Genomic DNA, 25,795 nt, shown 5'->3' with positions numbered 1-25,795 from the left:
GACCTACCGTGAGGGGCGCAAGTCCGCTACGACACGAGGGAGATCTCATGAGCAGCACCCCACCCGCCGGGTACACGACCGTCGCGCCGTGGATCGTCACGCCGGACACCGGGCAGTTACTGGACTTCATCACCGCCGTGTTCGACGGGGTCGAGATGGGGCGCGTACCGCTGGAGGACGGGACGATCGGCCACGCCGAGATCCGCGTCGGCGACACCGTACTGCTCGCTTTCGACCGGCTAGCGGACTGGCCGGCCATGCCGTCGCTACTGCGGGTCTTCGTCGCCGATGCCGACAAAACGATCGAACGCGCGGCCGCCGCCGGAGCCCGAGTGGTCACCAAACCGGCCACCCAGGCCTTCGGGCAGCGGGGCGGTCGGGTACGTGACCCGTTCGGCAACATCTGGTGGATCAGCGCGATGGTCGAGGACGTCGCACCCGAGGAAGGAATGCGACGGCTCGCCGAACCGCAGTACGCCGAAGCGATGCGCGACGCCCAGGAGACCCTGGACCTGGAACTGAGCGGGCGTACCGACAGCATCGTCAGCCGCCTGCCGGTCGACTGAGCCCGGTGATGGTCCAAAACGCCGTATCGCAGAAGCTTTCGGTGCCCAATCCTTCCGGCGGCCCGCGACCGGCAGATCAAGTTCCGTGAGAACCGATCAGGTACGGATCAACTTCCTTGAGAAGCGATCAGCTTCCCTGAGAACCCACAGCGGCCGAAAGTCCGGAGCCGTGGCCGGTGTCAACCGGGGTTGACAACGCCCATGCTGTCAACCATAGTTGACAGCATGAGTCAGGCAACGGATCTGGCGGCGGCGGCCGGCAGCACCGACCCTCGGGTCGGGCTGCGAGCCGTGGTGGCCCTGCGCCGGCTGTTGGAACGACTGGAGGTCATCCAGGTCGACAACGCCCGGCGGCAGGGCTGGTCCTGGCAGGAGATCGCCGACGCGCTGGAAGTCAGCAGGCAGGGAGTCCACAAGAAGCACGCCGGTCGATCGGCGACGCGCAGCCTGGGAGGATCATGATGTTCGAGCGGTTCACGACGTCGGCCCGCGAGGTGGTCCGGAGTGCCGTGACCGAGCGTGACCGGCTGGGGCACCGACTCGTCGGCACCGAGCACCTGCTGCTCGCCCTCCTTGACGAGGAGATCAGTTCGGTGGCTCCGGTGCTGCGGCAGGCCGGCCTCGACGCGGACCGGGTCCGCGCCGATCTCGAGCGGCGGGCCTACGGGATGGCCGACCTCGACGAGCGGGACGCCGAGGCGCTGCGGGCGATCGGGATCGACCTGGACGCGGTCCGATCCAAGATCGAGGAGTCGTTCGGCCTGGGGGCGCTCGAACCGCCCCCGTCGAAGCGACGACGTTGGCCGTTCGGCGGCGTCGAGCTTTCCAGCCCCTTCTCCGCCCGGGCGAAGAAGACCCTCGAACTGGCCCTCCGGGAGGCGATCCACCTGCGGCACCGGTGGATCGGTGCCGAACACGTCCTGCTCGGAGTGCTGCGGGAGGGCAACGGCCTCGGAGCGCTCATCCTCACCGAGGCCGGCCTCGACCTCGATGAGCTGCGCCGACGTACCCTCAACAGCCTCAGTCAGGCGGCCTGAGGCGTACCGCCGGGTCCGGGGCGCGTGGCGGTGCCCCGGACCGCAGCGGCGTCCCGGCCACCCCGCCAGCGCTGCGACACGCCGGGCGCCACACCGAGGGCGGGGAGCGAAACACGTCACGTCCGCCCGGGTCGCTCCGGATGGCCGGCTGCTGCACACTGGCGGCCGTGAAGGGACGAGGCACACGCGCACGTGGTACGACCGGGCCGAGGTCGGCCGTGGTGGTGAACCCGGTGAAACAGGCCGACCTCGACGGGCTGCGCCGGACCGTCACCGAGACGTTGACCGCGGCCGGCTGGCCGGAGCCGGCCTGGTTCACCACCACCGTCGAGGACCCCGGCCGGGGACAGACCCGACAGGCCATCGAGGACGGCGCCGAGGTGGTGTTCGTCTGCGGCGGTGACGGCACCGTCATGTCCTGCGTCGGTGCCCTGGTCGACACCGACGTGACGCTGGCCATCCTGCCGTCCGGGACCGGCAACCTGCTCGCCGCCAACCTCGGGCTCTCCAACGACCTCGCGGCCGGCCTCGAGGTGGCGATCGAACAGGGGCGCCGCCGGATCGACGTCGGCGAGTGCGAGGACGGCTTCTTCACGGTGATGGCCGGAATGGGATTCGACGCGCAGATGCTCGCGGCCACCTCCGAGACGACAAAGGCGCGGGTCGGTTGGCCCGCGTACGTTGTCGGCGGCCTCCGCCACCTGCGGGACCGGCCGATGCGGGTCTCGATCCGGATCGACGACGGGCCGCCGCTGCGGCGCCGGGCCCGTACCGTCCTGGTGGCCAACGTCGGGCGACTGCAGGGTGGCGTACGACTCTTCGCCGACGCCGAACCGGACGACGGTCATCTCGACATCGCGGTGCTCACTCCTCGGACGGTCCAGCACTGGTTGTCGCTCGGCTGGGCCGTGCTGCGCCGCCGCGACCGGGTACCCCGAATGGAGGTGCTGCGCGGTCGGCGGGTCACCATCACCAGCAACCGTGCCCAGCCCCGCGAGTTGGACGGTGACCTCATCTCCCCGGGGCGGTCGTTGAGCGCCGTCGTCCGCCCGGGCGCGCTCTGGCTCTGTGTGCCGCAGCCGGCGACGGCGCCGGACCTGTCCGAGGACGCCGACGCGGCGGCGGAACGCGGCGAGCGCCGCGTCGAACGGTCGGCAGGGTGAGGGGCGAGGAGTGAGCGGGTTGTGCGAGCCCCGCAGCCCGCACGGACGGTGGGCAGGGTGAGGGGCGAGGAGTGAGCGGGTTGTGCGAGCCCCGCAGCCCGTACGGACGGTCGGCAGGGTGAAGGTGAGGTCGTGAGCAGCACCAGGATGGTTCCGGAGACCCGGGTCATGGCGGACGACGAACTCTCCGCCGACGACGCCTGGCACACCCTGCGCCGGTACGGCGGCTGGCACCTGCTGCGGGACGCGTTCATCCGGTTCCGGTACGGCGACGCGTTCAGCCACTCCCGGGCCCTCGCGCTCCAGCTCTGCCTGGCGGTGGTGCCGTTCCTGATCGCGATGGCCGGTCTGATCAGCGACCTCGGCGTACAGGAGGGTGGTCTGGTGGTCGCCGACACGGTCGTCGCGCTGACCCCGGGGGCGAGTGACGAGGTGGTCAAGGAGCTTCTCGTCGACTCGGACCGGACCGAGGACGCGGGCGAACTGGCGCTGGTCCTGGGTCTGCTCACCGGCATGGTCGCGTTGACCACCACGATGGCGCAGGTGGAGCGGGGCGCCAACCGGATCTACGGGGTGGAGCGGGACCGGCCGGCGCTGTGGAAGTACGTCCGAGCCGCGATCCTGGCGATCTGTGCCGGGGCGCCGGCGCTGCTCGGCTTTTTCATCCTGGTCGCCGGGGGCGCACTCGCCGACTCCGTCCGCCGGCACTACGGCTGGTGGGGGTCGGGCTTCGACCTGGCCTGGGACATCGTACGTTGGCCGTTGAGCCTCGGACTGACCGTGATCGCGGTCGCCGTCCTGTTCCGCCACGCTCCTCGGCGTCGTCAACCGGGGCTGTCGTGGCTGCTCTTCGGCGCCGGCCTCAGTACGGCACTGTGGTGGCTGGCCAGTCTGCTGTTGGCCGGGTACGTCAGCTACAGCGACGCGTTCGGCGCCACCTACGGCGCGTTGGCTGGCATGATGGCGCTGCTGCTCTGGGCGAACCTGACCGGCATCGCGCTCTTCGGTGGTCTCGCCTTCGCCGCCCAGTTGGAGGCGTTGCGGCTCGGCGACCACGAGCCGGCCGAGCCGGACCGCTGGAAGCCGCCGCCACACCCGGATTCCGATCCGGACGTGGTGGGCGGGGCCGGCGCCAGCGTACCGACGCCGCGACGCGGCACGGCCGACGCCGCGTAGCTCCCCGGCCCGCGTCCCTTCCGGTCGGCCGTTCCCGGTTGGCCGTCCCCGACCCGCCGTCCCCGGCCGTGGTCCGGCCGGCCGGACCACGGGGGTGTACCCGGGCAGCCGCGCGGGTACCGGGCAGGCCAGGCGCGGGAAGGGAGCGGGTGTGGCCACGGTCGGCGAGGTGCTACGACGTCCGTTCGGACATTTCGCGGAGCGGAGCCTGGCCGGCTTCGCGTTGGTGGTCGGCGCCGGTACGGGCTTCGGCATTCTTCTGCTGCTGGTCCGATTCCACTGGGATCCACTGCAGCAGGCCGACCACCAGAGCGCGGACTGGTTCAACCAACTGGTCTCCCGGCACGACGGACTGGTCACCGTGATCAGCGCGGTCAGCGCGCTCGGCGGCCGGCCGATCATGCTCTGGCTGGTCACCATCGCCGTGGTCGGCCTGCTCATCCGCCGGCAGGGACGGCTCGCCTGCTACCTGATCGTGACCGGGGTCGGGGCACTGCTGCTCGACCCGTCGGTCAAGGAGCTCGTCGGCCGGCTACGACCGGTGGTGGACGTACCGGTCGCCTCGGCGCCGGGTAACAGTTTCCCGAGCGGTCACGCACTCGGTTCGATGGTCGCCTACGGGGCGCTGTTGCTGGTTTTCCTGCCGGCGATGGCGCCGCGCTGGCGTCGGGCGGCGACCGGCCTGGTCGCCGCCGTGGTGGTGCTGGTCGGGGTGACCCGGGTCGCGCTCGGGGTGCACTACGTCTCCGACGTCCTGGCCGGTTGGCTACTCGGTCTGGCCTGGCTCGGCGTCACCGCGTACGCCTTCCGACTGTGGCGCCGCGAGCGGGGTCGTCCGGTACGGCCGCTGGAGGAGGGGTTGGAGCCGGAGGCCGGCCGCGAGGTCGCGCCACCGGCGGAGGAGCGGGTACTGCCGCATCCGCGGGCCGCCGTCGCCGAGTTGATCACCGGCTGGGTGCTGGTCTTCGGCGCCCTGTACGCCTTCGGCGTCCTGGTCAGCTACCACCTCGACGGCACCTTCGTCGACACCCTGGACCGGGCAGTGCCGGAGTGGTTCGCCGCACACCGCACCGAGCGACTCGACGACGTCAGCCACTGGTGGAGCAAGGCCGGCGACACCCACGCGATCCTGCTCGTCTCACTGGTCTTCTGCCCGCTCGCCCTGGCCTTCTGGCGGCGGTGGCGACCGGTGCTGTTCCTCGCGCTCACCATGTTCGGTGAACTGGGCCTGTTCCTCGCCACCGCCCGGGCGGTCGACCGGCCCCGTCCCGAGGTGCCGCACCTGGACGGTCCGCTGCCGACCGCTGCCTTCCCGTCGGGGCACATCGCGGCCACCATGTGCCTCTGGGTGGCGATCGCGGTACTGGTCATGCCGCGTACCGACCGGTGGTGGCGGTGGCTGACCGTGCTCGCCGCCGTGGTCATGCCGCTCGGCGTGGCCACCTCCCGGATGTACCGGGGCATGCACCATCCGAGTGACTTCGCCGGTGCACTGCTGCTCACCGCGCTCTGGATCGGCGTGCTCTGGTTTGTGCTCCGGCCGAACGAGGAACTTCGCACCGGGGCACCCGACGGTGCCGGGACGGCCGACGACCGAGCGGAAGCGGTGACGCCCGAGGCGGAGCGGGCGGCGTCCGGGCCGGGGTCGACGGCACCGACGGGTCCGGTGTCGGTGCCGTCCGGGTCCAGCCCGGCCGGGCCGGACAAGTTCGACGACGAACTGGCCAAGGCGTCGCGCCCCGGCTGAGGGCGCCCCGCCCCGCCCCGGCCGGGGCGCGGCAACGGCGGCTGAGACACGGTGCGCCGCGCCGGATGCGCAGGCAGGGGACGGAGGGCGGCCGGGATGCGGGTCATGACGTACAACATCAGGAACGGCGGCCGGGACGGCGCCGAACCGGGCCGGCTCGACCGGGTGCTCCAGGTGATCGGGGAGCAGCGGCCGGACGTACTCGCCCTGCAGGAACTCGGCGAGCGGCGGGGCGGCCGCCGCCGGTTCGCCGCTGTCGCGGACCGGCTGGCAATGCGGCCCTACCTCGCTCGGGCGTGGTTCGGGCAACCGGTCGCGGTACTGGTCCGGCCGCCGGGGGAGGCCGTCTCGGTGGCACCGGTCCGTCGGCCCTTCCACCACGCGGTCCAGCGGGTGGTGCTCCGGACCGACCGTGGCCCGCTCACCGTGGTCAGTGCGCACCTGCAGCCGTACACCGGGCGGCGCCGGCTGCGCGAGGCGGGCTGGCTGATCGGGGCGACCCGCCGGGGTGGGCCGGACCGGATGATCCTGCTGATGGGCGACCTCAACTCACTCGACCCGTGGACCGGGCACACCGAGCGGCTGGCCCGCCTGGCGCCCCGATACCGGGCCCGGCACCTCATGCCGGACGGCGCGACCGTGGACACCCGGGCCGTGGCTGCCCTGGACCGGGCCGGTTTTGTCGACCTGGCCCGGCGGTCCGGCCAGGCGCCGGGGGAGACCGTGCCGACCAGTGGGTGCGGCGGCGCCGAGTTCTCCGGCATGCGGCTGGACTACCTGCTGGCGACGCCGGCACTCGCCCGGCTGGCCGGCCCGGTCCGGGTGGTTACCGGCGGCGCGGCGGAGTCCGCCTCGGACCATTATCCGCTGGTCGCCGACCTGGACCTGCGACTGTGCTGAACGAACGCGACCGGTCGGTCCGTACCGCTCAACCCCCCAGGCCGATGTCCCGGGCCAGCAGCGCGGCCTGCACGCGGTCCGCGACCCCGAGCTTCGCGAAGATGCCGGAGAGCTGGTTACGGATTGTCTTCTCGCTCAGGCCGAAGTGCCGGGCGATCCGGGCGTTGGTGTCACCGAGTGCGAGACGCCCGAGGATGTCCCGTTCCCGGGCGGTGAGCTGGTTGAACGGGGCCGGCAGCTCGGCCGGGGCGCGATTGAGCGAGGCGAGCACCGATGGCCCGATCCCCGGTCCCAGTACGACGCCACCCTGCGCCACCGTGCGGAGCGCGTCGATGACCGCGTCCGGGTCGGTGTCCTTGAGCAGATATCCGCGCGCACCCGCGCGCAGCGCCCGGACCACGATCTCCTCGTCGTTGGCCATGGTCAGCATCAGCACCTTGGCCTCCGGACAGGAGAGCAGGATCCGGCCGGTCGCGTCCACCCCGTCCCCGTCCGGCAACGTGACGTCCATCGCGATCACCTCGACCCGCTCGCTGACCGCGAGAGCGACAGCCTCGGCGACGGTCGCCGCCTCGAAGACCTCGCCCACCCACGACTCGCCCTCGAGCATGGTTCGCAGGCCGCGACGTACCACCGGGTGGTCGTCGACGATGAGGATCCGTCCACCGTGCACCATGCCTGTCGCCCGCCTCCGCACACCGCAGTGTCGTGGGGCGATGTCGCCGACCGGCATGCCGAGCCCGCGACGCCGGCCTCGGCCATCGCGGGTTCAGCGTAGCGGTCTACCGGATGCGGTCACCCCCACCATCCGGTGTCGGGATGCCGGCGCCGTCCAACCGTCCCCCGGGCCCGGTGTCCACCTCCCCCGTCCGGGGGCTGGGCAGGCCGGACTCCGGGTCGGTAGGCGGCGACGACTGCCCACTCCGGTGTACCGCGCCGGCCTGGTGACCGTCCGCAACGGACGGCTGACCAGCGTCCACCGGGTCAGACCCGACGCGACGTTCGCCGGGTGGGCGGACGGTCGTCGGATCCGTCCCGGGGGGCCACTCGGCCGTCGGGTGCTCCTCCGGACGCCGTCCCTCGACGTGCCCGCCGGGCCAGGATTCGTCTTTTGATCGGCTGCTTTCCGCGGCCCGGCTCGGTCCGGTCGCCGGGCCGTGGCGGGTTGCCGGCCTGGTTTCCGATGCCAGGCTGTTCTCCGCCGGCTGGAACGGCAGCCGTACCCGGATCGAGGTGCCGTGCGGCGCGGCGTCAGTGATCTCGAATTCGCCACCGAGTTCGGTCGCCCGTTCCCGCATCGAGTCCAGACCCACCCCGCCGGGCCGGCGCGGTCCCAGCCCGACCCCGTCGTCCACGATTTCCAGGCCGAGCCCCCGGTCCAGACGTACGGTGACCCGACAGGTGCTGGCCTGGGAGTGGCGGGTGACGTTGGTGAGCGCCTCCGCCACGATCCGGTACGCCGCCACCTCGATCGCCGCCGGTAGCCCCTGGAGGTCGTCGTCGACCTGCAACCGCACCGACAACGTGCCGCTGTCGAACCGGGCGCACTCGTTGCGCAGCGCCGCCGCGAGACCACGGTCCAACGCCGGTGGTCGTAGCTGGTTGACCAACTGCCGCACCTCACCGGTGCAGGTCTGCAGGTCCGCCGCGAGCGCGTCGAGGATCCTGGCCGTCCGGGGCTGGTCGGCGACGAGCTTCTGCGCGGCGCGTACCTGCATCGCCATCCCCGCCAGTGTCGGCCCCAGTCCGTCGTGCAGGTCGCGGCGCAGCCGACGTCGTTCCTCCTCACGGGCGGTGATCAGCCGTTCCCGGGAGTCCTGTAGGTCGTGCACGAGCCGGACGGCGTCGGCCGCCACCGCGGCGTGCAGTGCCAGATCGTTCAGGAGTCGGCGCTCGACCGCCGTGAACCGGCTGGTGGCACTCCGGTTCGCGACCAGCAGCCGGCCCACCCGTTCCCCTCGGGTGACCATGTCGAACGATTCGACCGGGGTGTTCGACGTCCCGTGCGCGGCGATGATCCGGGGCCCCTCCCGCCCCTCCACCTCGACGGCGACGTGCGGTACCCGCAGTGAGCCGGCGATGGTCCCGGTCAGCAGCGGAAGTACCGCGTTCGGCTCCACGGTACGACCGAGCAGGTCTCCCAGTCGGGTGATCACCTGGTACGGGTCATCCCGGTCGCCGTAGAGCAGCCGGTTGACTCCGCGCTGAACCCGCCCGCGTACCGGCTCGAAGGCGACCGCGACCAGGCCGGTCGCGACCAGTGAGGCGTTCGAGGTGTTGCCCGACATGAGCAGGTCACGGAGCAGGGCGACCAGTCCGACGAACCCGGCGATCACCAGCAGGCTCATCACCAGCCAGACGATGGTCCGGTTGATGACCTGGTCCAGCCCGTACAACCGGTAGCGGAGGATCGCGATGGCCATCCCGGCCGGCAGCGCCACCACCATGATGGCCCAGGCGCCGGTCAGACCCAGCACGTGCAGCACCAGGCCGATGACCAGCAGGATACCGGCGGCGACCAGACATGCGAGTTGCGCTCTCGTCTCGCCGCCGGCCCGCCGCCAGCGCAGCAGCAGCGAGACCAGGACCGCGACCAGCGCGCCCATGACCGCCGCGATGGTGAGCAGCCCGATCTGGACCAGCAGCTGAGCCCGACCGGTCGCGGCGACACCCGCGTCGTCGGTGTTCATCAGGTTTCGCGGATCGTCCAGTGCGGCGACCGCGAAGGCCACCGACGCGACCACGGTACCGGCGATCACGAGCCAGGCGACCGGACGCCACCACGGCGACGGTAGCCGCCCGTCCGGAAACACCAGGAGGGCGAGGACGATGAGCCCGTACGCCGGCCACCAGGACCACTGACTCAGCCAGTCGAGGAACAACAGGTTGGTCCAGCTCGCCGAGAGCACGCTCATGCTCGCCGCCCCCCCGGCGGCGAGCATGAGCCGACCCACAAGGTGACCAGGCATGCTGACCAGCACCATCGCGCCCATCGTGGTGAAGGCGACGGCCACCACGCTGCTCTGGCTGGTCAGTACCCCCGTCGTCTTGTCAGCGTTGAACAGTTGCCCGATGATCACCAGCGTGATGACCGCCGACGCCCCCGCCAGCAGGCTGATTCGACGTGCCGACCAACGGCTGGCATTCTCCGTGGACCTCACCCCAGCGACCCCTGACCGCTCCGAATCTCAGTGTGCCCAGCCGGCGGCGTGCATCGCGTTGTGGAACCAACCGTCCGAGTGCATCAACCTGATGGCCCCGTCCGATGCCGGCGCCGTGGGTCCGGGGAACTGCGCCGCGTCATCACGCAGCGTCCCTTCGCCGATCTTCGGCAGTGCCGCGATCGCCGCCTCCAGGGAGAGCCCCGAGCCGTTCACCAGCTCCGGGTGCCGGCGGAGGTAGTCCCGGACGTGCTGGACCACGGCCTGCAGCCGGGCCTGGACCAGATCGGGTTCGGCGTCGTCCAGGGTCGGGACCAGACTCTCCAGCTCCCAGGCGTCGTTGAACACCGGCGTGAGCCGGTGCCCTGCCCGGTCGAAGAACTCCAGTCCGCCCTTTCCGCCGAGATCCTTTTCGCCCAGCAGGTCCGCCACGCTGTCGTAGGCGTGCGCGAAGCTGTTGTCGCTGGCGATGACGATCGGCTGGACGTCCGCGGGCGAGGCCGGGCCGCTCGGCAGTCTGGTCATGACACTCCTCTCGGGATCCATCTGCGACAGTGATCGGCGCTGGTCGGCGACGGGCTGTCCAACCGCAGCCTAGGCCCGGATTTCAAGGTGACGCGGAACCAGCCGTCGGCTAGGAATCATGTCTGTCCCGACGTCCCGGTGACCCGGGACCACCGTCCCGGCACGGTCGGGAGAAACTGGCGACCCCACCGCGCCCGTGCGGCGCCGAACGGCGCCGGACCGGGCGGCTCGACGTTGATACCAGGTCGATGGCGGTGTGATGCCGGTCGTCGGCAGTCTCGACGGTGCCACCGGTCGCCACTCACCACGACCGGTGTGTTGTCCACCGGCAGGCGGGGAGACCGATGACGGCCAGGCTGTCCCGAAGCATCCTGCACCGGGGTTCCGGCGAGGTTCCGCCGGCCCGGGCCGACGAACGCGGCGCCGGAACGGCGGCGTACCCGCCCGGCCGCCGACCGGCTGTGCCCGACCTGGTCGGAACCGCTTCCGGCGAGGTCGACCCGGTCGTCCACTTCGGCGCCGCCACCGTACGGCCCGATCGCCCGGAGACAGCCACCGATCCGGCCGAGGCCGTCGCCGGCCTGCTGGCCCGGATCCGGCTGACCGGCTGGACGGTGTACGAGGAATCCGGCCGTACGGTGGTGACCCCGGCGCGGCCGGCGTCCCGGCTGCAGGGCTGGCACCTGCAGGTGTCGGCGACCGTGCTCTCCGCCCCGCGGGTGCTGGCCGCCTGCGTGCCGGTGCTGATCGAGACCGGTACGCCGTTCACGTTCGTCAGCACCGTGGCGGGAGTCGCCGAGCGCAACGCCGCCCGGGCGCCCAGGGCCTCCGCCGGCCGGTTCCTCATCGGATATCCCGCCACCGACGACATCTTCCGGGATCTGGCCCGGCGGCTCGACGAGGCGACGGTCGGATTGCCAGGTCCGACCATCCTGTCCGCGCGGCCGCTCCGGGCCGGCGGTCCGGTGCACTACCGGTACGGCCTGTTCCGTGCCGGCGTGGCGGTGCGCGACCTGGACGGGGTGCGTCGGTGGTGTCTCGTCGCGCCGGACGGTCACCTCGTCGAGGACACGCTCGAGGTGGATTTCCGCCCGCCGGCCTGGGCCGGTTCACCGTTTGATCCGCCGCCGGAGCACCTGGTGCCGGCGGTGGCCACGACGTCCCCCGCCACGGCGGCGACCACGTCGGCCGGATCGATGTGGTCGGTCACCGCGATGCGGTTGATGGGGCCAACGGGGGCGGCCGGGCCGGTGGGTTTCCTGCCCACCGGTCCGGCCGAGCCGACCGGGGTACTGGTCGGCGGCCGGTACGGCGTCACCCGGGCTCTGCGACAAACCAACCAGGGCGGGGTCTACCAGGCGCGTGACCTGCGTACCGGTGCGGACGTGCTGATCAAGGAGGCACGCCCGTACGTCGCCACGGACCTGCTCGGTCGGGACGTCCGTGACCTGCGGGCCCACGAGGCGCGGGTGCTCCGGCATCTGGCACCGCTCGGTGTGACGCCCCGCCCGCTGCGCGAGTTCGTCCAGGGGGACCATCGGTTCCTGGTCGAGGAGTTGCTACCGGGGCGTTCCCTGGCACAGCCGCTCGTCTCGGGTCAACCGCTCGACACGCCGGCGGTGCTCGAGACGCTGGGCCGGCTGGCGCACCTGCTCCGCACCGTGCACGACGCGGGCGTGGTGGTCCGGGACCTGAACCCGGACAACGTCATGGTGCTGCCCGACGGGACGCTCCGACTGGTCGACCTGGAGTTGGCGGCCCTGCGTACCGGCCCGGCCGGCTGGGCATGGTTCGACGGCGAGAGCGCCGATCCGACGTACCACGCGCCGGAACAGGTGCGCGGCGGCCCGCCGGACCCCTCGGCGGACCTGTTCAGCCTGGGGATGACCGCGTTGCGGCTGGTCGGCCGGGCGGCACCGGCGCAGCACGCCGCCGACCTGCCGCCCCGTCGGTCGGTGGAGGAACGGGTCGTGGCCCTGCTGGACCCGTCAGTCGGTGGACGGCCGCTGCCCGACCCGGTGCGCCGGATCATCACCGGCCTGCTGCGGACCGAACCGGCCGAGCGGATCGGGCTGGACGAGGTGATCTCCCTCTGTGCCCCGGCACCCGACCCGCCGGCCCCGACCGCCGCGTCCACCGGTGCCGGGGCCGCCGACGACCTGCCGGACGAGGACTGGACGGAACTCGTCGACGGCATCGTCGGCCAGTTGGCGCACGATTTCCACCGTGGCCGGTGGAGGGCGGGCACCGACGCCGCACCGTACGTCGGTGGGCGTGCCGAGCCGTGCACGGTGCAGGACGGCCTCGCCGGGCCGGTCGCCGTACTGGCCCGGCTGGTCGCCGAACGTCCGCCGCACACCGGCTCCGCCGACCCCGGGCCGCTCGGGCCGGACACGTTACGACGGGCCGGCCGGCTGCTCGACGACCTGTTGGACCGGATACTCCGGCACCTGGAGCAGGAGCCGCACACCCTGCCCGGGCTGTACGCCGGTTCCGCCGGGACAGCCTGGGCGCTCTGCGACGCCGGTCGGCTGCTCGGCCGGCCGGAGCTGGTCGACCGGGCCGTGGAGTTGGCGCTGCGACTGCCGGTGGACTGGCCCGATCCGGGACTCGCACACGGGGTGGCCGGGCTCGGCGCCGGACTGTTGCAGGTGTGGGGGCACACCTATCTGCCGGCGCTGCGGGAGCGGATCACCACTGCCGCCGCCCGACTGCTCGACACCGTGGACGCCGGGCCGGCGATGCTCTGGACCGTCGACCCGTCCTGCGGTTCCGTGTTCGCCGGGCAGCACTCCTACGGTGCACCGCACGGTACGGCGGGTATCGGTGCGTTCCTGCTCGCCGCGGGTCACCGGCTGGGCCGGCGGGACCTCGTCGCCGCCGCCGTACGCTGCGCCGACACCCTTCTCGACAGTGCCGCGTACGACGGCACCGGGGCTGCCCGCTGGCCGGCCGAGCCCGCCCTGTCCCACGACGGCGGCGCCGACCCCGTCACCGGCCCGCACCGGTGTGCCGGGCCGGCCGGGATCGGCGGTTTCCTCTGCCGCCTGTATCTCCGGACGGGGGAGCGTCGACACCTCGACGGGGCGGTGGCCGCGGCCCGGACGGTGTTCCGGGACCGTTGGTGGTCGAGCACCGGCTACTGCCACGGGCTGGCCGGGGATGCCGACTTCCTGCTCGACCTCGCCCAGGTCACCGCCGACGACCGGTACGCCCGACGGGCGGCGGCGCTCGGCCGGCGCCTGTGGGCGATGCGGTTCTACCGGGACGGTCGGGCGGTCCTGCCGGACGGGTCGGACCAGGGCGTCAGCCCGGGTTTCGGCACCGGGCTGAGTGGACAGCTGGCGTTCCTGCTCCGGCTGCGGTACGGCGGCCCACGGTTGTTCCAGCCCGATCCCGACCCGGTCGGGTCGGCCGGGCTCGGGGACGTCACCGGTGCCCGGCTGGCGGGCACGCCGGTCGGTGCGGACCGGGCGTTGTGCGCCGGTGGACGGGCCTGCCGGTGTTGACGATGCCGAACGCCGAGCTCAGGTGAGCGCCGCGCACCGGCCCGGCCGCGGGTCGGCCCGGCACCGGCCACCGACCCGGATCCGTCCACCCCGGCGGTCCGTGGGTTCGGCGGGCCCAGGACGGGGACCGGTCGGGCCGGGCACTCCACCGTACGGGAATCCACCGCCGGAGACCCCGGTGGACCATCCTGTTCCTCGGCCGCGCCGACCGTTTCCCCGGCCACGCGCACCGCGACGGCCGCCGGCGGCTCCGGGACCATCCGGGCCCGCCCCGGCGCGGCCGGGGGCACCGGCACCCGGTCAGCGTCGTCCGGGGGAGTGGCGGCCCGGTTGTCCTCCCCGCGGTCGGACGTCAACCCGGCCGGGCTCCGGCGACCGGACCTCACGGCGGTCGGGGTCGCGGGGTCGGATCTCAGGGCGGTCGGGGTCGCGGGGTCGGATCTCACGGCGGCCGGGGTCGCGGGGTCGGATCTCAGGGCGGCCGGGGTCGCGGGGTCGGATCTCACGGCGGCCGGGGTCGCGGGGTAGGGCGACGGGTGGGTCCGGTCCGGTGGATCGAGCGTCGGATCCCGGTTGAGGATCCGGCGGTGCAACACGCTCAGTTCGGCACCCGGCTCGATGCCGACCTCCTCGCTGAGCCGGTGCCGGAACTCCTGGTAGGCGCGGAGCGCCTCGGTGACCCGGCCGGAGCGGTAGAGCGCGATGATCAGGTACTGCCGGAGCCGCTCGTTGAACGGGTCCACGTCGACCATGTCGAGCAGTTCGGCGACCAGCCGGTGATGCCGTCCGAGGGCCAGTTCCAGTTCCACACACCGGGCCCGCGCCCCGGCCCGTGCCTCCGCGAGCAGTGCCGTCGCGGTCCGGACCAGCCGGCTGGGCAGGCCGTGCAGGGCCGGACCACGCCAGAGGTCGAGTGCGGTCCGGAGCAGCGGGACGGCCGACGTGGGCCGTCCGGCGTCGGCCGCCCGGTCGGCCTCCGTGACCAGATGCCGGAACAGCAGTACGTCGACGTCCGCCGCCGGTACGCAGATCCGGTAACCGGTCGGCTCGGTGCGGACCACCGCCGGCGGTATGCCGGCCTGACCGAGCAGCCGACGCAACTGGGACACCACGATGGTCAGCTGGCTGCGGGCGGTCGCTGGCGGATGCCAGTCCCACACCGCCTCGACCAGCCGTTCCGTCGGCACCGTCCGGTTCGCCTCGAGCAGGAGGGTGGCGAGCACGGTCGCCACCCGGGCGCTGCGGATCCGTACCGGGACGCCGGCGACCTCGACCGCGAGGGGACCCAGGATTCTGAACCGCATACGCGTCTCCGCCGTCGTGCCCGCGACAGCCGTACGACTGCCCGTCGCTGAGCCTGCGGCAACCGGCGGGGGAGGGCCAGGGACAGCCGACCCGGCCGGTGGGGAGGATCGCCCGACCGCCGGAGCCGTCGGGGGGCAGTTGCTTCAGAAAAGCAGGTTGACCAGCACGGTGAGCACGATCGAACCGACCACCGAGATCAGGATCATGAGCAGGCAACCCGGCCCGCCGCCGAGCGGACGAACCTCGACGTTGCCGATCCGCACCCCGCTCAGAGCTCCCGTAGCCGGGGCAGCAACTCGTCCCGGGCCCAGTCCAGGAACATCGGCTGGCTCTCCACACCCACCTGGACCAGGGCCACGTCGGTGAATCCCGCGTCGACGTACTTCTGGAAGGCCGCGACGTGGGCGTCCAGGTCCGGCCCGCAGGGCACGGTCCGGGCGATGTCCTCGGGACGGATCGTCCCGCTGGCGCCGACGAACGACTCCGGACCGGGCAGCTCGGCCTTGACCGTCCAGTTCAGCGCGGCCCAGCGCCACTGCTCGTGCACGGTCTCGCGGCAGTCGTCGGCGTCCGGGCCGTAGCAGACCGCGACCTGGCCGTACCGGGGCCTGCCGGTGCCGCCGGCCTCGTCGTACAGCTGGATCACCCCGGCGTCGGGGTTGTCGCAGACCACCGCGTCGGCGTACTCGGCGGCGAGCTGGACGGAGTGCGGCCCGGAGGCCGCGACGGCGATCGGCACCGGCGTCTCCGGCCGGTCCCAGAGGTACGCCTCCGGCACCTCGAAGTGGTTGCCGGAGTAGGAGAGGTTGTCCCCGTCGAGCAGCGGTCGGATGATCTGCAACGCCTCCTCGAACATCTCGTGCCGCTGGTGTACGTGCGGCCAGGCGCCGACGACGTGTTCGTTCAGGTTCTCCCCGGCGCCGAGGGAGAGGGTGAACCTGCCGTCCGACATGACGCCGATCGTCGCGGCCTTCTGGGCGACGACGGCCGGGTGGTACCGCCGGATCGGACAGGTCACGAAGCTCATCAGCCTGATCCGGGAGGTGGCGTGGGCGACCGCGCCGAGCACCGACCAGGCGTACGGCGAGTGGCCCTGTGACGCCAGCCAGGGGTAGTAGTGGTCCGAGATCACCAGATGGTCGAAGCCGGCTTCCTCGGCCCGGATCGCCTGCTGGACGAGTTCCTTGGGTCCGGTCTGTTCACACATCAGGGTGTAGCCCACCGAGACCATGCCCGCCTCCTCTGCCGTCCCGATCCCCGATGACTACCCCGGATGTCCGGGCTGAATCCGGATGGTCGTACGGAACCGGGGCTGTCGGTCGGTCGCCTGTCCAACGAACGTCGGGCTTGTCGGACGTGTCGGGGTCCCGTCCGGCCCGGCGGTCGGGGAGCGGGCAGCGGACAGTGACGGGCTTGACTGTCTATGGCCGTTCGGGTAGCGTCCTCTTAACCGGTTAAGGTTGCCGGTGCATCATCCTTGTGGTGGGGATGACGACACCCGTGGCGGTCGGTCCCTCCGGCCGCCCGGGCGCCCCCCGGTCGCGCTGCCTTCCCTGTGCTCACCGGCGGTACTACCGTGTCGAGCCATGGTGATCTTTCGACGGTTGGGTGCCGTCCTGACGGCGGCGACGGTGGCGGTCTCGTTCGGTGCCGCCCCGGCGGCGGGCACCGGACGCGGGCACGGGTCCGGTGCCGGCCACGAGCCCGGTAACACCAGCGGCCACGGCTCGGGGTCCGGCCACGGGCACGGGCCCGGCGGGAGTGGCGGCCCCGGCGCGCCGGGCGTCGGTGACGACTACTTCCCGGTCGCCGGCAACGGCGGGTACGACGTGCTCCACTACGGACTCGACATCCGGTACGACCCGGCCAGCCGGGCCTTCGCCGGGGTGGCGACGCTCGACGTCCGGGCCACCGACCGACTCTCCCGGTTCAACCTCGACCTGCGCGGCTTCGAGGTCCGGTCGGTGACCGTCGACGGGCGGCCGGCCCGCTTCGACCGGGACGGCCAGGAGCTGCGGATCTCACCGAAGCGCGGCCTCGCCCGGGGCGAGCGGTTCACCGTCGTGGTCCGCTACGACGGCACCACCGGCCGCCCGACCGACATCGAGGGAGCCCTCTACGGCTGGGTCTCCACCCCCGACGGTGCGTTCGTGGCCAACGAGCCCGACGGGGCCTCGACCTGGTACCCGGTCAACGACCACCCGACCGACAAGGCCAGCTACGACTTCCGGATCACGGTGCCGGCCGGCAGGACGGCGGTCGCCAACGGCGAACTCGTCGACCGGCGGACCCGCGAGGGCTGGACGACGTACGTCTGGCGGGCCCGCGACCCGATGGCCAGCTACCTGAGCACCGCCTCGGTCGGCGACTACGACCTGCGCTACTCCCGGGGGCCCGGGGGACTGCCGATCATCGACGCCGTCGACCGGGACCTGGGGCCGGAGGCCGCCGCCGGACTGGCCCGGACGAAGGAGATGATCGCGTACTTCAGCGGGCTGTTCGGGCGTTACCCGTTCAGCTCGTACGGCGCGATCGTCGACGACGACTCCGACGCCGGGTACGCCCTGGAGACCCAGACCCGGCCCATCTACTCCGGGCCGCCGTCCGAGTCGACGGTCGCGCACGAGCTGGCCCACCAGTGGTACGGCAACAGCGTCAGCCCGGCCAGCTGGCGGGAGATCTGGCTCAACGAGGGGTTCGCCAGCTACGCGGAGTGGCTCTGGGAGGAGCACGCCGGGGGACGTACCGCGCAGGCGAGGTTCGACACCACCTATGCCCGACCGGCGACGGCCGGCCTCTGGAACCCGCCGCCGGGTGACCCGGGCGCGAGCAACCTCTTCGCCGGCTCGGTCTACACCAGGGGTGCGATGACGCTGCACGCGCTGCGGACGAAGATCGGCGACCGCGCCTTCTTCAACCTGCTCCGGACCTGGTACTCCGCCAACCGCGACAGCACGGCGAGCACCGCCGACTTCGTCCGGCTCGCCGAGAGGACGTCCCGGCGGCAGCTGGACGACTTCTTCCAGGTCTGGCTCTACACCCCGGGCAAGCCGATCTCCTGGTGACGGGGAACGGCGGCGCCGGGCGGATCCAGAGTGGATTTCGTCGGCGCCGCCGGCCCACGCCGCCCGGCGTCGTCCCGCGCTGACCACCGCCGCCCGGCGTCGTCCCGCGCTGACCACCGCCGCCCGGCGTCGTCCCGGGCCTCCGTCGGGCCTCGCCCAGGGCTTTCGTGGACAACACCCTCCGGCGTTACTTAACCGGTTGCGTCAATTGACCGATCGGCCTACCCTGATCCGTGCCGCCACAGGGAGTCGGCCGGTAACTGTCGGGCAACGGTTACCTGTCCCCGTACGTCCCGCCCCGTTTCCGGGGATCTCTCTGAGGTAGGCCATGAAAACAAGGATCTCTGCCCTTGCCGCGGGCCTGTTCGCACTCGTCGTCGCCGTGGTCGGCACCGTCGCCGTGGTCTCCGGACCGGCTCGCGCGGCGGCCGGTTTCACCATCGGCGGCAGTCGACTCCTGGACGCCAACGGCAACGAGTTCATCATGCGCGGGGTGAGTCACGCGCATACCTGGTACACCAGCCAAACCGGTTCATTCGCCAGTATCAAGTCGCTGGGTGCGAACACCGTACGGGTGGTGCTCAGCAGCGGCCACCGCTGGACCCAGAACAGCGCCAGCGACGTCGCCAACGTGATCAGCCTCTGCAAGCAGAACCGGCTGATCTGTGTCCTCGAGGTGCACGACACCACCGGGTACGGCGAGGAGGGCGCGGCGATCACCCTGGACCAGGCGGTGAGCTACTGGATCAGCATCCAGAGCGCCCTGGCCGGTCAGGAGAACTACGTCATCCTCAACATCGGCAACGAGCCGTTCGGCAACAACGAGAGCGTCAGCGCGAACTGGGCGACCCACACCCGCAGCGCCATCACCCGGCTGCGCAACGCCGGCTTCGACCACACCATCATGGTCGACGCGCCGATGTGGGGCCAGGACTGGCGCTTCATCATGCGGGACAACGCCCAGTCGGTGTTCACCAGCGACCCGGACCGCAACACCATCTTCTCGATCCACATGTACGGCGTCTTCGACACCGCCGCCGAGATCACCGACTACCTCGGCAGGTTCCGCAGTGCCAACCTGCCGATCGTGGTGGGGGAGTTCGGGCACGACCACTCGGACGGCAACCCGGACGAGGACACGATCATGTCGTACGCCCAGCAGAACGGGATCGGCTACATCGGCTGGTCGTGGAGTGGCAACGGGGGCGGGGTCGAGTACCTCGACATGGTGACGAACTTCAACCCGAGTCAGCTGACCTCCTGGGGTCAGCGGATCTTCAACGGGGCGAACGGGATCCGGCAGACCGCCCGGGAGGCGACGGTGTACGGCAGCGTTCCGCCCACCACCCGGCCCCCGACCACGCCGCCCACCACCCGACCGCCGACCAACCCTCCGACCACCCCGCCGACCACCGCCCCGGGCGGCACCCGTGGCTGCTCGGCCACGTACGCGGTCACAGGTCAGTGGCAGGGCGGTTTCCAGGCCGACGTCCGGGTGACCGCCGGCAGCGCCGCGATCAGCGGCTGGACCGTCAGCTGGACGTTCGCCAACGGACAGCGGGTCAACCAGTCGTGGAACGCGACCGTCACCAGCAGCGGTTCGAGCGTCAGCGCCCGCAACGTCTCGTACAACGGCAGTCTCGGCGCCGGGGCGAGCACCGCCTTCGGCTTCATCGGCTCCTGGACCGGTAGCAACAGCGCACCGACGGTGAGCTGTACGGCCAGCTGAGCCACGTACCCCGGTCGGCGGCAGATCCGACCGCGCGGACACCCCGGCCGGTCCCGACCTCCGGGCCCGGCCGGTTCGCGCCGTCGCCGCCCCTCAGCCGGCGTGACGCAGGCGCGGTAGGACCTCGGTGGCCACCTCTTCGAGCACCGCCTCGTCCCCGGCGTACCAACTCGACGACCGCGGCCAGTGGGTCACCACGTCGGTGAAGCCCAGTTCGGCGGCCCGACCGACGGCCTCGGCGAAGTAGTCGGCGCTGGAGAGGGAGAAGACCGGTGCCGAGTCGAGCGACAGATACCGGTCCAGGTTGGCCGGATCCCGGCCGACCGTGGCCAGGATGCCGTCGAGCCGGGCGGAGAGTTCGGCGACGGACCGCCACCAGGCATCGATGTCGTCGGAACCCTGTGCCCCGGTCGTCACCCAGCCCTGACCGTACCGGGCGGCCAGCCGCATCGAGCGCGGCCCGTTCGCGGCCACCACGAACGGCACCCGGGGCGACTGCACACAGCCGGGGTTGCTGCGCGCGTCCACCGCCGCGTAGTAGTCGCCCCGCCAGCTGACCCGGTCGGTACGCAGGAGGAGGTCGAGCAGTTCGGCGAACTCCCCGAACCGGTCGACCCGTTGTCGTGGTGGCAGCGTGTCACCGCCGAGTACCGCGGCGTCGAAGCCGATCCCGCCCGCGCCCAGCCCGAGCAGGGTCCGGCCACCGGAGATGTCGTCCAACGCGGTGACCTCCCGGGCGAAGTGCACCGGATGCCGGAAGTTGGGGGAGGCGACCAGCGTGCCGAGCCGGATCCGCTCGGTCACGGAGGCCGCTGCGGTCAGCGTGCTGACCGCGTCGAACCACGGCCCGTCGACCAGGTCTCGCCAGCCCAGGTGGTCGTAGGTCCAGGCATGGTCGAAGCCCCACTGCTCGGCTCGACGCCACCGGTCCGCCGCCACCGACCAGCGCTGATCGGGAAGGATCACGATGCCGACACGCATGGCCGGAGTCTACGGCCGGGTCGGTGGCCGCCCCGGGCCACGGGTGCCGACCGGGTCCCACCAGCCCGCCCGCCAGGCCCGTCACGGCCCCGGAACCGGGATCGACGGCGCGGTCACTCTAACGAGTGACCGTACGAGCGCTTCCAGCAACCTCACAGCTACGGTGAATAGGGTCACCCCATGGTGTGATGATCCACCGTGGAGGACCGTGCCCGAGATCCGCGGCCATCCGCCGTCACGAGGAGTAACCCTCCGTTTACAGGAGCAACCCTATGGTCTTCAAGAAGATGTTGAGCGCGCTCGGCGTCGGTGGCCCGAGTGTGGACACCGTGCTGACCAACCCGAACACCCGGCCTGGCCTGGTGCTCGACGGGCAGGTGAACCTGCGCGGCGGTGAGACCGCGGCCGACATCGAGCAGATCACTCTCGCCCTGGTCACCCGGGTCGAGATGGAGGCCGGCGACAACGAGTACGCCGGCACCATGGAGTTCTACCGGCTCCCGGTGAGCGGAGCGATGCGGCTGGACGCCAAGCAGGAACTGTCCATCCCGTTCCAGCTCCCGATGCCGTGGGAGACCCCGATCACCGACGTCTACGGCCAGCGGCTGCGGGGCATGACGATGGGGCTGCGTACCGAGCTGGCGATCGCCCGGGCGGTCGACAAGGGCGACCTCGACCCGGTGGCCGTACATCCGCTGCCGGTGCACGAGAAGATCCTCGAGGCGTTCGCCCAGCTCGGCTTCCAGTTCAAGAGCGCCGACCTGGAGCGGGGCCACATCTACGGCGTGCAGCAGACGCTGCCGTTCTACCAGGAGATCGAGTTCTACGCCGCACCCCAGTACGCGCACGCCGTCCGGGAGGTCGAACTGACCTTCGTGACCAGCCAGCAGGGCGTGGACGTCATCATCGAGTGCGACAAGCGGGGCGGGCTGTTCACCTCCGGCCACGACACCGTCGGCCGGTACAGCGTCTCGCACGCCGGCGTCGACCAGGTCGACTGGCGGCAGCAGGTGGAGGCGTGGCTCGGGCAGACCGTCTCCAGCTACACCAGCCACCCCGGTTTCGGCCACGGAGGACTGCCGGGCAAGCAGGGACACCACGGCCACCACGGCGGTGTCGGCGGGGTGGTCGCCGGCGCCGCGCTCGGTGTGGCAGGCGGCATGATCGCCGGGGAACTGCTGGAGGACGCCTTCGAGGGCGACTTCGGCGACTTCGGCGAGTAGCCGACACCCGCGATCGGAACGCGTACGGTAGCGGCCCCCGCCATGGTCGGCGGGGGCCGCTACCGTCAGCTTTCGCTACCGTCGGTCACTCTCCGGCGGCCCGATGCCTCGCACCGGGTGTGCTTCGGGGAGCGGTTACTTGCCGGAACGTCGCCAGGCGTTACCCAGCTTCGACAGACCACGGCTACCGAGGTAGGCGATGGTCAGCAGGGTGATGAAGAACCAGGCCTGGTTCACCGGGAACGGGTCGACCCCGGCGGCGTTCACGCCGGTCCAGGCCGACACGCCCAGCACACCACCGACCGCCAGCAGGTAGACGTACAGTTCGGTACTCAGGAAAGCCGGTTTCGTCTCGTTGCCGCGGCGTCCACCACGGTCGTCGTCCGCCATCCGCCGCTGCATCTCCGACAGAGTGTCCTGTATCTGCCGGTTGGAGATAGCCTGACTCGACATCTCCCGGGTCGGCGCCGACTGGATGTTCGACATCTGCTGCTGGTCCATCGACTGCCTGGACGGGGTCTGCGTACTCATCTTTTCCTCCTCGGATTCGATGAGATCTCTGGCAATTGCCCTCGTCGGAGCGGTCACGCACCGCCCACTGCGGGGCCACCGGTTGGCTACCCGACCGGGTTGACCACAAACTGTGGTCGCCGGCCGCGATCCCGGCCGCGGCGCCACCTCCGGTCGGCCCGGGCCGGTCCCGCGTTTGTCGACCCGGGCACCGGGGACACGGCACGCAACACACAACGGCGGTGAGGTGGTGGACGTGCGCGACGAGGAGAAGCGGCAACGGTCGGTCAGCCGCGCCGAGCAGCGGATCGGGCACGACGCGTACGGCCCGGGCGCGGTGGACGAGGTCACGCTCCCGGTCGACGAGGGCCGGGCGGCCCACGAACTCGACATCGAGGACCCCGCGGACCGGCCGCCCGACCCGGACGTGCTGCGCGACGGCGGACCGACCCGTAACCGGGGTGTCGTCACCACCACCGGCGGCAGGGCCGGACCGGCGAGCGCCGGTCGGCGCCCCCGGCGACCGGGTGGGAAGGTGGCCCCGACCACCACCGGGGACGCCACGACCGGCGGCACCAACACCCCGGCGAGCGGTACGACCAGCGACGGATCCGGTCAGGCGACGCAGATCGGCAACTTCACCGACAAGTGACCGACAGGTGTGGGAAGGGCCCTCAACCGCGGAGAACGGCTGACAAGGGCCCTTCCTCACGCCGCAGTGCGCAGGATGCCCAGCCGCTGGGTGGCGCGGGTCAGCGCCACGTACAGGTCGTTGCGACCCCGGGACGACTCCGCCACGATCAGGTCGGGGTCGACGACCAGGACCGAGTCGAACTCCAGTCCCTTGGCCTGGGCGACGGTCAGCATCACCACCCGGCTGCGCAGTTCCGGGTCGTCGCCGAGGGCGACCTCCGGCTCGGCCGCCCGGACCACCGGGGTCAGTTCGTCGACCAGGCCGGCCGGCACGATCACCCCGAGCCGTCCGTCGCCGACCTGCGCGACCTCGGCCCGGACCGCCGCGTCGAGCCGGTCCGCCAGTGTGGCCCGGGACACCCGGTCGTCCCACGGCCGTTCACCGGTGCCGCGTACGGCGCGGGGCGGGGTCAGGGTGGGATCGATCTCGGCCAGCACCGTGGCCGCGACCGCCATGATCTCGGCCGGGGTGCGGTAGCTCACGGTGAGCTCCTCCAGGCGCCACCGGTCCCCGACGTACGGCTCCAGCACCCGGTCCCAGGACGAGGCGCCGGCCAGCGCCCCGGTCTGGGCCACGTCGCCGACCAGGGTCATCGACCGGCTCGGGCAGCGGCGCATCAGCACCCGCCAGGCCATCGGGGAGAGCTCCTGCGCCTCGTCGACGATGACGTGGCCGAATGTCCAACCCCGATCGGCCGCCGCCCGTTCGGCGGTGGTCAGCTGCTCACCGTCGACCTGTCGCTCGGCGAGCCGGTCGGCGACGAGTAGGTCGGTGACCTCCAGCACCTCGTCCTCGGCGGCGTCCTCGAACTCGAACGACTTGGATCCGGCGGCGATCTCGAGGACGCCCTCGGCGTACTCGATCTCGGCCTGGCGCTGGCGTTCGGCCCGTTCCCGGGCGGCGCGGTCGTCCTCGCCGAGCAGTTCGGCCGCCTCGTCGAGCAGCGGTACGTCGGCCGGGCTCCAGCCTCCCCGGGGCTCGCGGCGCAGGAGTGCCCGTTCGGCGTCGGTGAGGTGCGGGGTAGCCGCCGCGAGCCGCGCGTCGGAGGCGAAGAGGCCGGCGACCACCTGTTGCGGGGTGAGCACCGGCCAGAGCCAGTCGAGCACCGCCTGCACCTCGGGCTCGGTCCGCAGCTCGCGGCGGAACTCGGCGAGATCCGCCTCGTCGAGCAGGTTTTCCCCACCCAGCGGGTCGGCGCCGATCCGCTGGGCGAGCTGGTCGGCGAGGGCGTGGATGATCTCGATTTCGAAGAGCGGCCGGGCCAGGTTGTGCGGGCGGTCCATCCGGCGTACCCGGTCCCGGGCGGCGGCGATCGTGGCCGGTTCCAGCAGCAGGGTGTCCCGCTCGATGTTGATCTCCACGGGCTCGTCCGGCACCCGTTCCCGGTCCCGGATCGCGGCGGTCAGCACCTCCACCATGTCGAGCCGGCCCTTGAGTTCGGCGACCTCGGCCGGCTCCGGCCGGGTGGCGGTGATCCCGGGGAAGAGCTCGCCGACCGTGCGGAGCAGCACCCCGGTCTCGGCGAGCGTCGGCAGCACCTGGGAGATGTACCGCAGGAACGTGGCGTTCGGGCCGACCAGCAGCACGCCCCGGGTGGAGAGGATCTGCCGGTGGGTGTAGAGCAGGTACGCGGCCCGGTGCAACGCGACCGCGGTCTTGCCGGTACCCGGCCCGCCCTGGACCACCAGCACCCCGTCCAGGTCCGCCCGGATCACCTGGTCCTGTTCGGCCTGGATGGTCCGGACGATGTCGGTCATCCGCCCGGTACGGCTCGCGTTCACCGCCGCCAGCAGGGCGGCCTCGCCGGTCAGGCCACCGGTGTTCCGGCTGCCGACCAGGGTCGCGTCGGCCAGGTCGAGCACCTCGTCGTCCAGCCCGACCACCTCGCGGAACCGGGTCCGGATGTGCCGGCGTCGACGTACCCCGTCCGGGGCGGCGGCGGTGGCGAGATAGAACGGCCGGGCCGCCGGGGCGCGCCAGTCCAGCAGCAGGGCCTCGCGCTCGCCACTGCTGTCGAAGATCCCGATTCGACCGACGTAGCGGCGGGTGCCGTCGTCGAGGTCGAGACGGCCGAAGCAGAGGCCGTGCTCGACCGCGCCGAGACGGTCGACGTGGTCGGTGTACATCCGTACCGTGCCGTCGCGCTGCGAGCGCTCCTGCTGGGTGCCGCCGGAGTTGCGCAGCGTGGTGGCGAGTCGCTGGGCGGCCTGGGCCCGCAGCCCGTCGAGTCGCTGGTAGAGCATGGAGACGTACTGCTGCTCGCCGGCGATCTCGGCACCGGAGGTGTCGTCCGGGGAGGTGCCGGTCCCGGCGGCGGTCGTCGGGCCCGGTCCGGGCCCGGTGTCGGCACCGGTCGGGTCACCGACCGCCTCCGTCGTGGTACGTCGGACGGTTTTGTCGTGGCGTCGTTCGTCGTGCGAAACGCCGGAGTGCTTTGACAAACTGTCGCTCCATCGTTTAAGCTGTTCCCGAACGGCATTTGTTGCCGTTCTTTTTTTGTGCCG

At 71.9% G+C, this 25,795-nt stretch carries 19 protein-coding genes and 1 pseudogene; 12 read left to right on the top strand and 8 right to left on the bottom strand.

Annotated features, from left to right (window positions below):
- Nucleotides 1–47 precede the first annotated feature (47 nt).
- The 7 genes from ABGB05_RS10885 to ABGB05_RS10855 all read left to right on the top strand — a co-directional run bounded on the left by ABGB05_RS10885 (nt 48) and on the right by ABGB05_RS10855 (nt 6,589).
- Complete coding sequence (locus ABGB05_RS10885; protein ID WP_347653114.1) at nt 48–566, top strand: VOC family protein; 519 nt, start codon at nt 48–50, stop codon at nt 564–566.
- Between the two features lie 225 nt (nt 567–791).
- Entirely contained in the window at nt 792–1,028 is a 237-nt protein-coding gene (locus tag ABGB05_RS10880) for a helix-turn-helix domain-containing protein (protein WP_347653113.1), read from the top strand.
- On the top strand, nt 1,025–1,603 hold the full coding sequence (locus tag ABGB05_RS10875) for a Clp protease N-terminal domain-containing protein (RefSeq protein WP_347653112.1): 579 nt from the start codon (nt 1,025–1,027) through the stop codon (nt 1,601–1,603). Before ABGB05_RS10880 ends, ABGB05_RS10875 begins: the two co-directional genes overlap by 4 nt.
- Nucleotides 1,604–1,743: 140 nt before the next feature.
- The gene (locus ABGB05_RS10870) at nt 1,744–2,766 is read left to right on the top strand and encodes a diacylglycerol kinase family protein (protein ID WP_347653111.1); all 1,023 of its coding nucleotides are present in this window, start codon (nt 1,744–1,746) and stop codon (nt 2,764–2,766) included.
- Nucleotides 2,767–2,898: 132 nt separating this feature from the next.
- Complete coding sequence (locus tag ABGB05_RS10865) at nt 2,899–3,942, top strand: YihY/virulence factor BrkB family protein (RefSeq protein ID WP_347653110.1); 1,044 nt, start codon at nt 2,899–2,901, stop codon at nt 3,940–3,942.
- A 151-nt stretch (nt 3,943–4,093) separates the two neighbouring features.
- Nucleotides 4,094–5,689: a phosphatase PAP2 family protein gene (locus tag ABGB05_RS10860; protein WP_347653108.1), complete on the top strand. Its 1,596-nt coding sequence runs from the start codon at nt 4,094–4,096 to the stop codon at nt 5,687–5,689.
- Between the two features lie 105 nt (nt 5,690–5,794).
- Entirely contained in the window at nt 5,795–6,589 is a 795-nt protein-coding gene (locus ABGB05_RS10855) for an endonuclease/exonuclease/phosphatase family protein (protein WP_347653106.1), read from the top strand.
- A gap of 28 nt (nt 6,590–6,617) precedes the next feature.
- Here the strand turns inward: ABGB05_RS10855 and ABGB05_RS10850 are convergent, their stop codons facing one another.
- The 3 genes from ABGB05_RS10850 to ABGB05_RS10840 form a co-directional block, all read right to left on the bottom strand.
- On the bottom strand, nt 6,618–7,265 hold the full coding sequence (locus ABGB05_RS10850; protein WP_347653105.1) for a response regulator transcription factor: 648 nt from the start codon (nt 7,263–7,265) through the stop codon (nt 6,618–6,620).
- A 106-nt stretch (nt 7,266–7,371) separates the two neighbouring features.
- On the bottom strand, nt 7,372–9,750 hold the full coding sequence (locus ABGB05_RS10845) for a histidine kinase (protein ID WP_347653104.1): 2,379 nt from the start codon (nt 9,748–9,750) through the stop codon (nt 7,372–7,374).
- A gap of 27 nt (nt 9,751–9,777) precedes the next feature.
- A complete protein-coding gene (locus tag ABGB05_RS10840) occupies nt 9,778–10,275 on the bottom strand; it encodes a hypothetical protein (RefSeq protein WP_347653102.1) in 498 nt (165 codons plus the stop codon).
- 344 nt (nt 10,276–10,619) lie between these two features.
- Here ABGB05_RS10840 and lanL point away from each other — a divergent pair, with 344 nt between their 5' ends.
- Nucleotides 10,620–13,784 (top strand): class IV lanthionine synthetase LanL, encoded by a 3,165-nt coding sequence (gene lanL, locus ABGB05_RS10835; protein WP_347653101.1) that lies wholly within the window; start codon nt 10,620–10,622, stop codon nt 13,782–13,784.
- 587 nt (nt 13,785–14,371) lie between these two features.
- On the opposite strand, the pseudogene ABGB05_RS10830 reads toward lanL, so the two are convergent.
- Together ABGB05_RS10830 and ABGB05_RS10825 are read right to left on the bottom strand one after the other, a co-directional pair.
- Nucleotides 14,372–15,088: pseudogene (locus ABGB05_RS10830) on the bottom strand (AfsR/SARP family transcriptional regulator); the annotation flags it as partial.
- A gap of 269 nt (nt 15,089–15,357) precedes the next feature.
- On the bottom strand, nt 15,358–16,320 hold the full coding sequence (locus tag ABGB05_RS10825) for a TIGR03557 family F420-dependent LLM class oxidoreductase (protein WP_347653100.1): 963 nt from the start codon (nt 16,318–16,320) through the stop codon (nt 15,358–15,360).
- 355 nt (nt 16,321–16,675) lie between these two features.
- Here ABGB05_RS10825 and ABGB05_RS10820 point away from each other — a divergent pair, with 355 nt between their 5' ends.
- A complete protein-coding gene (locus tag ABGB05_RS10820; RefSeq protein ID WP_347653099.1) occupies nt 16,676–18,154 on the top strand; it encodes a M1 family metallopeptidase in 1,479 nt (492 codons plus the stop codon).
- 328 nt (nt 18,155–18,482) lie between these two features.
- Nucleotides 18,483–19,883: a cellulase family glycosylhydrolase gene (locus tag ABGB05_RS10815; protein ID WP_347653098.1), complete on the top strand. Its 1,401-nt coding sequence runs from the start codon at nt 18,483–18,485 to the stop codon at nt 19,881–19,883.
- A gap of 93 nt (nt 19,884–19,976) precedes the next feature.
- Here the strand turns inward: ABGB05_RS10815 and ABGB05_RS10810 are convergent, their stop codons facing one another.
- Nucleotides 19,977–20,864 carry an LLM class flavin-dependent oxidoreductase gene (locus ABGB05_RS10810; protein ID WP_347653097.1) on the bottom strand — a complete coding sequence of 296 codons (888 nt, stop codon included), beginning with the start codon at nt 20,862–20,864 and terminating at the stop codon, nt 19,977–19,979.
- 272 nt (nt 20,865–21,136) lie between these two features.
- Between ABGB05_RS10810 and ABGB05_RS10805 the strand changes: the two genes are divergently transcribed.
- Entirely contained in the window at nt 21,137–22,087 is a 951-nt protein-coding gene (locus ABGB05_RS10805) for a sporulation protein (RefSeq protein WP_347653096.1), read from the top strand.
- Between the two features lie 135 nt (nt 22,088–22,222).
- Here the strand turns inward: ABGB05_RS10805 and ABGB05_RS10800 are convergent, their stop codons facing one another.
- Complete coding sequence (locus tag ABGB05_RS10800; RefSeq protein WP_347653095.1) at nt 22,223–22,618, bottom strand: hypothetical protein; 396 nt, start codon at nt 22,616–22,618, stop codon at nt 22,223–22,225.
- A gap of 235 nt (nt 22,619–22,853) precedes the next feature.
- Between ABGB05_RS10800 and ABGB05_RS10795 the strand changes: the two genes are divergently transcribed.
- Nucleotides 22,854–23,249: a hypothetical protein gene (locus tag ABGB05_RS10795; RefSeq protein WP_347653094.1), complete on the top strand. Its 396-nt coding sequence runs from the start codon at nt 22,854–22,856 to the stop codon at nt 23,247–23,249.
- A 56-nt stretch (nt 23,250–23,305) separates the two neighbouring features.
- Here ABGB05_RS10795 and ABGB05_RS10790 read toward each other — a convergent pair whose 3' ends face one another.
- Entirely contained in the window at nt 23,306–25,534 is a 2,229-nt protein-coding gene (locus ABGB05_RS10790) for an ATP-binding domain-containing protein (protein WP_347653243.1), read from the bottom strand.
- Between the last annotated feature and the right edge of the window lie 261 nt (nt 25,535–25,795).

Source organism: Plantactinospora sp. B5E13, from assembly GCF_039871775.1.
Taxonomy (GTDB): domain Bacteria; phylum Actinomycetota; class Actinomycetes; order Mycobacteriales; family Micromonosporaceae; genus Plantactinospora.
The sequence above is the reverse complement of the archived record's forward strand: the minus strand, read 5'-3'. Positions and strand labels throughout refer to the sequence as shown.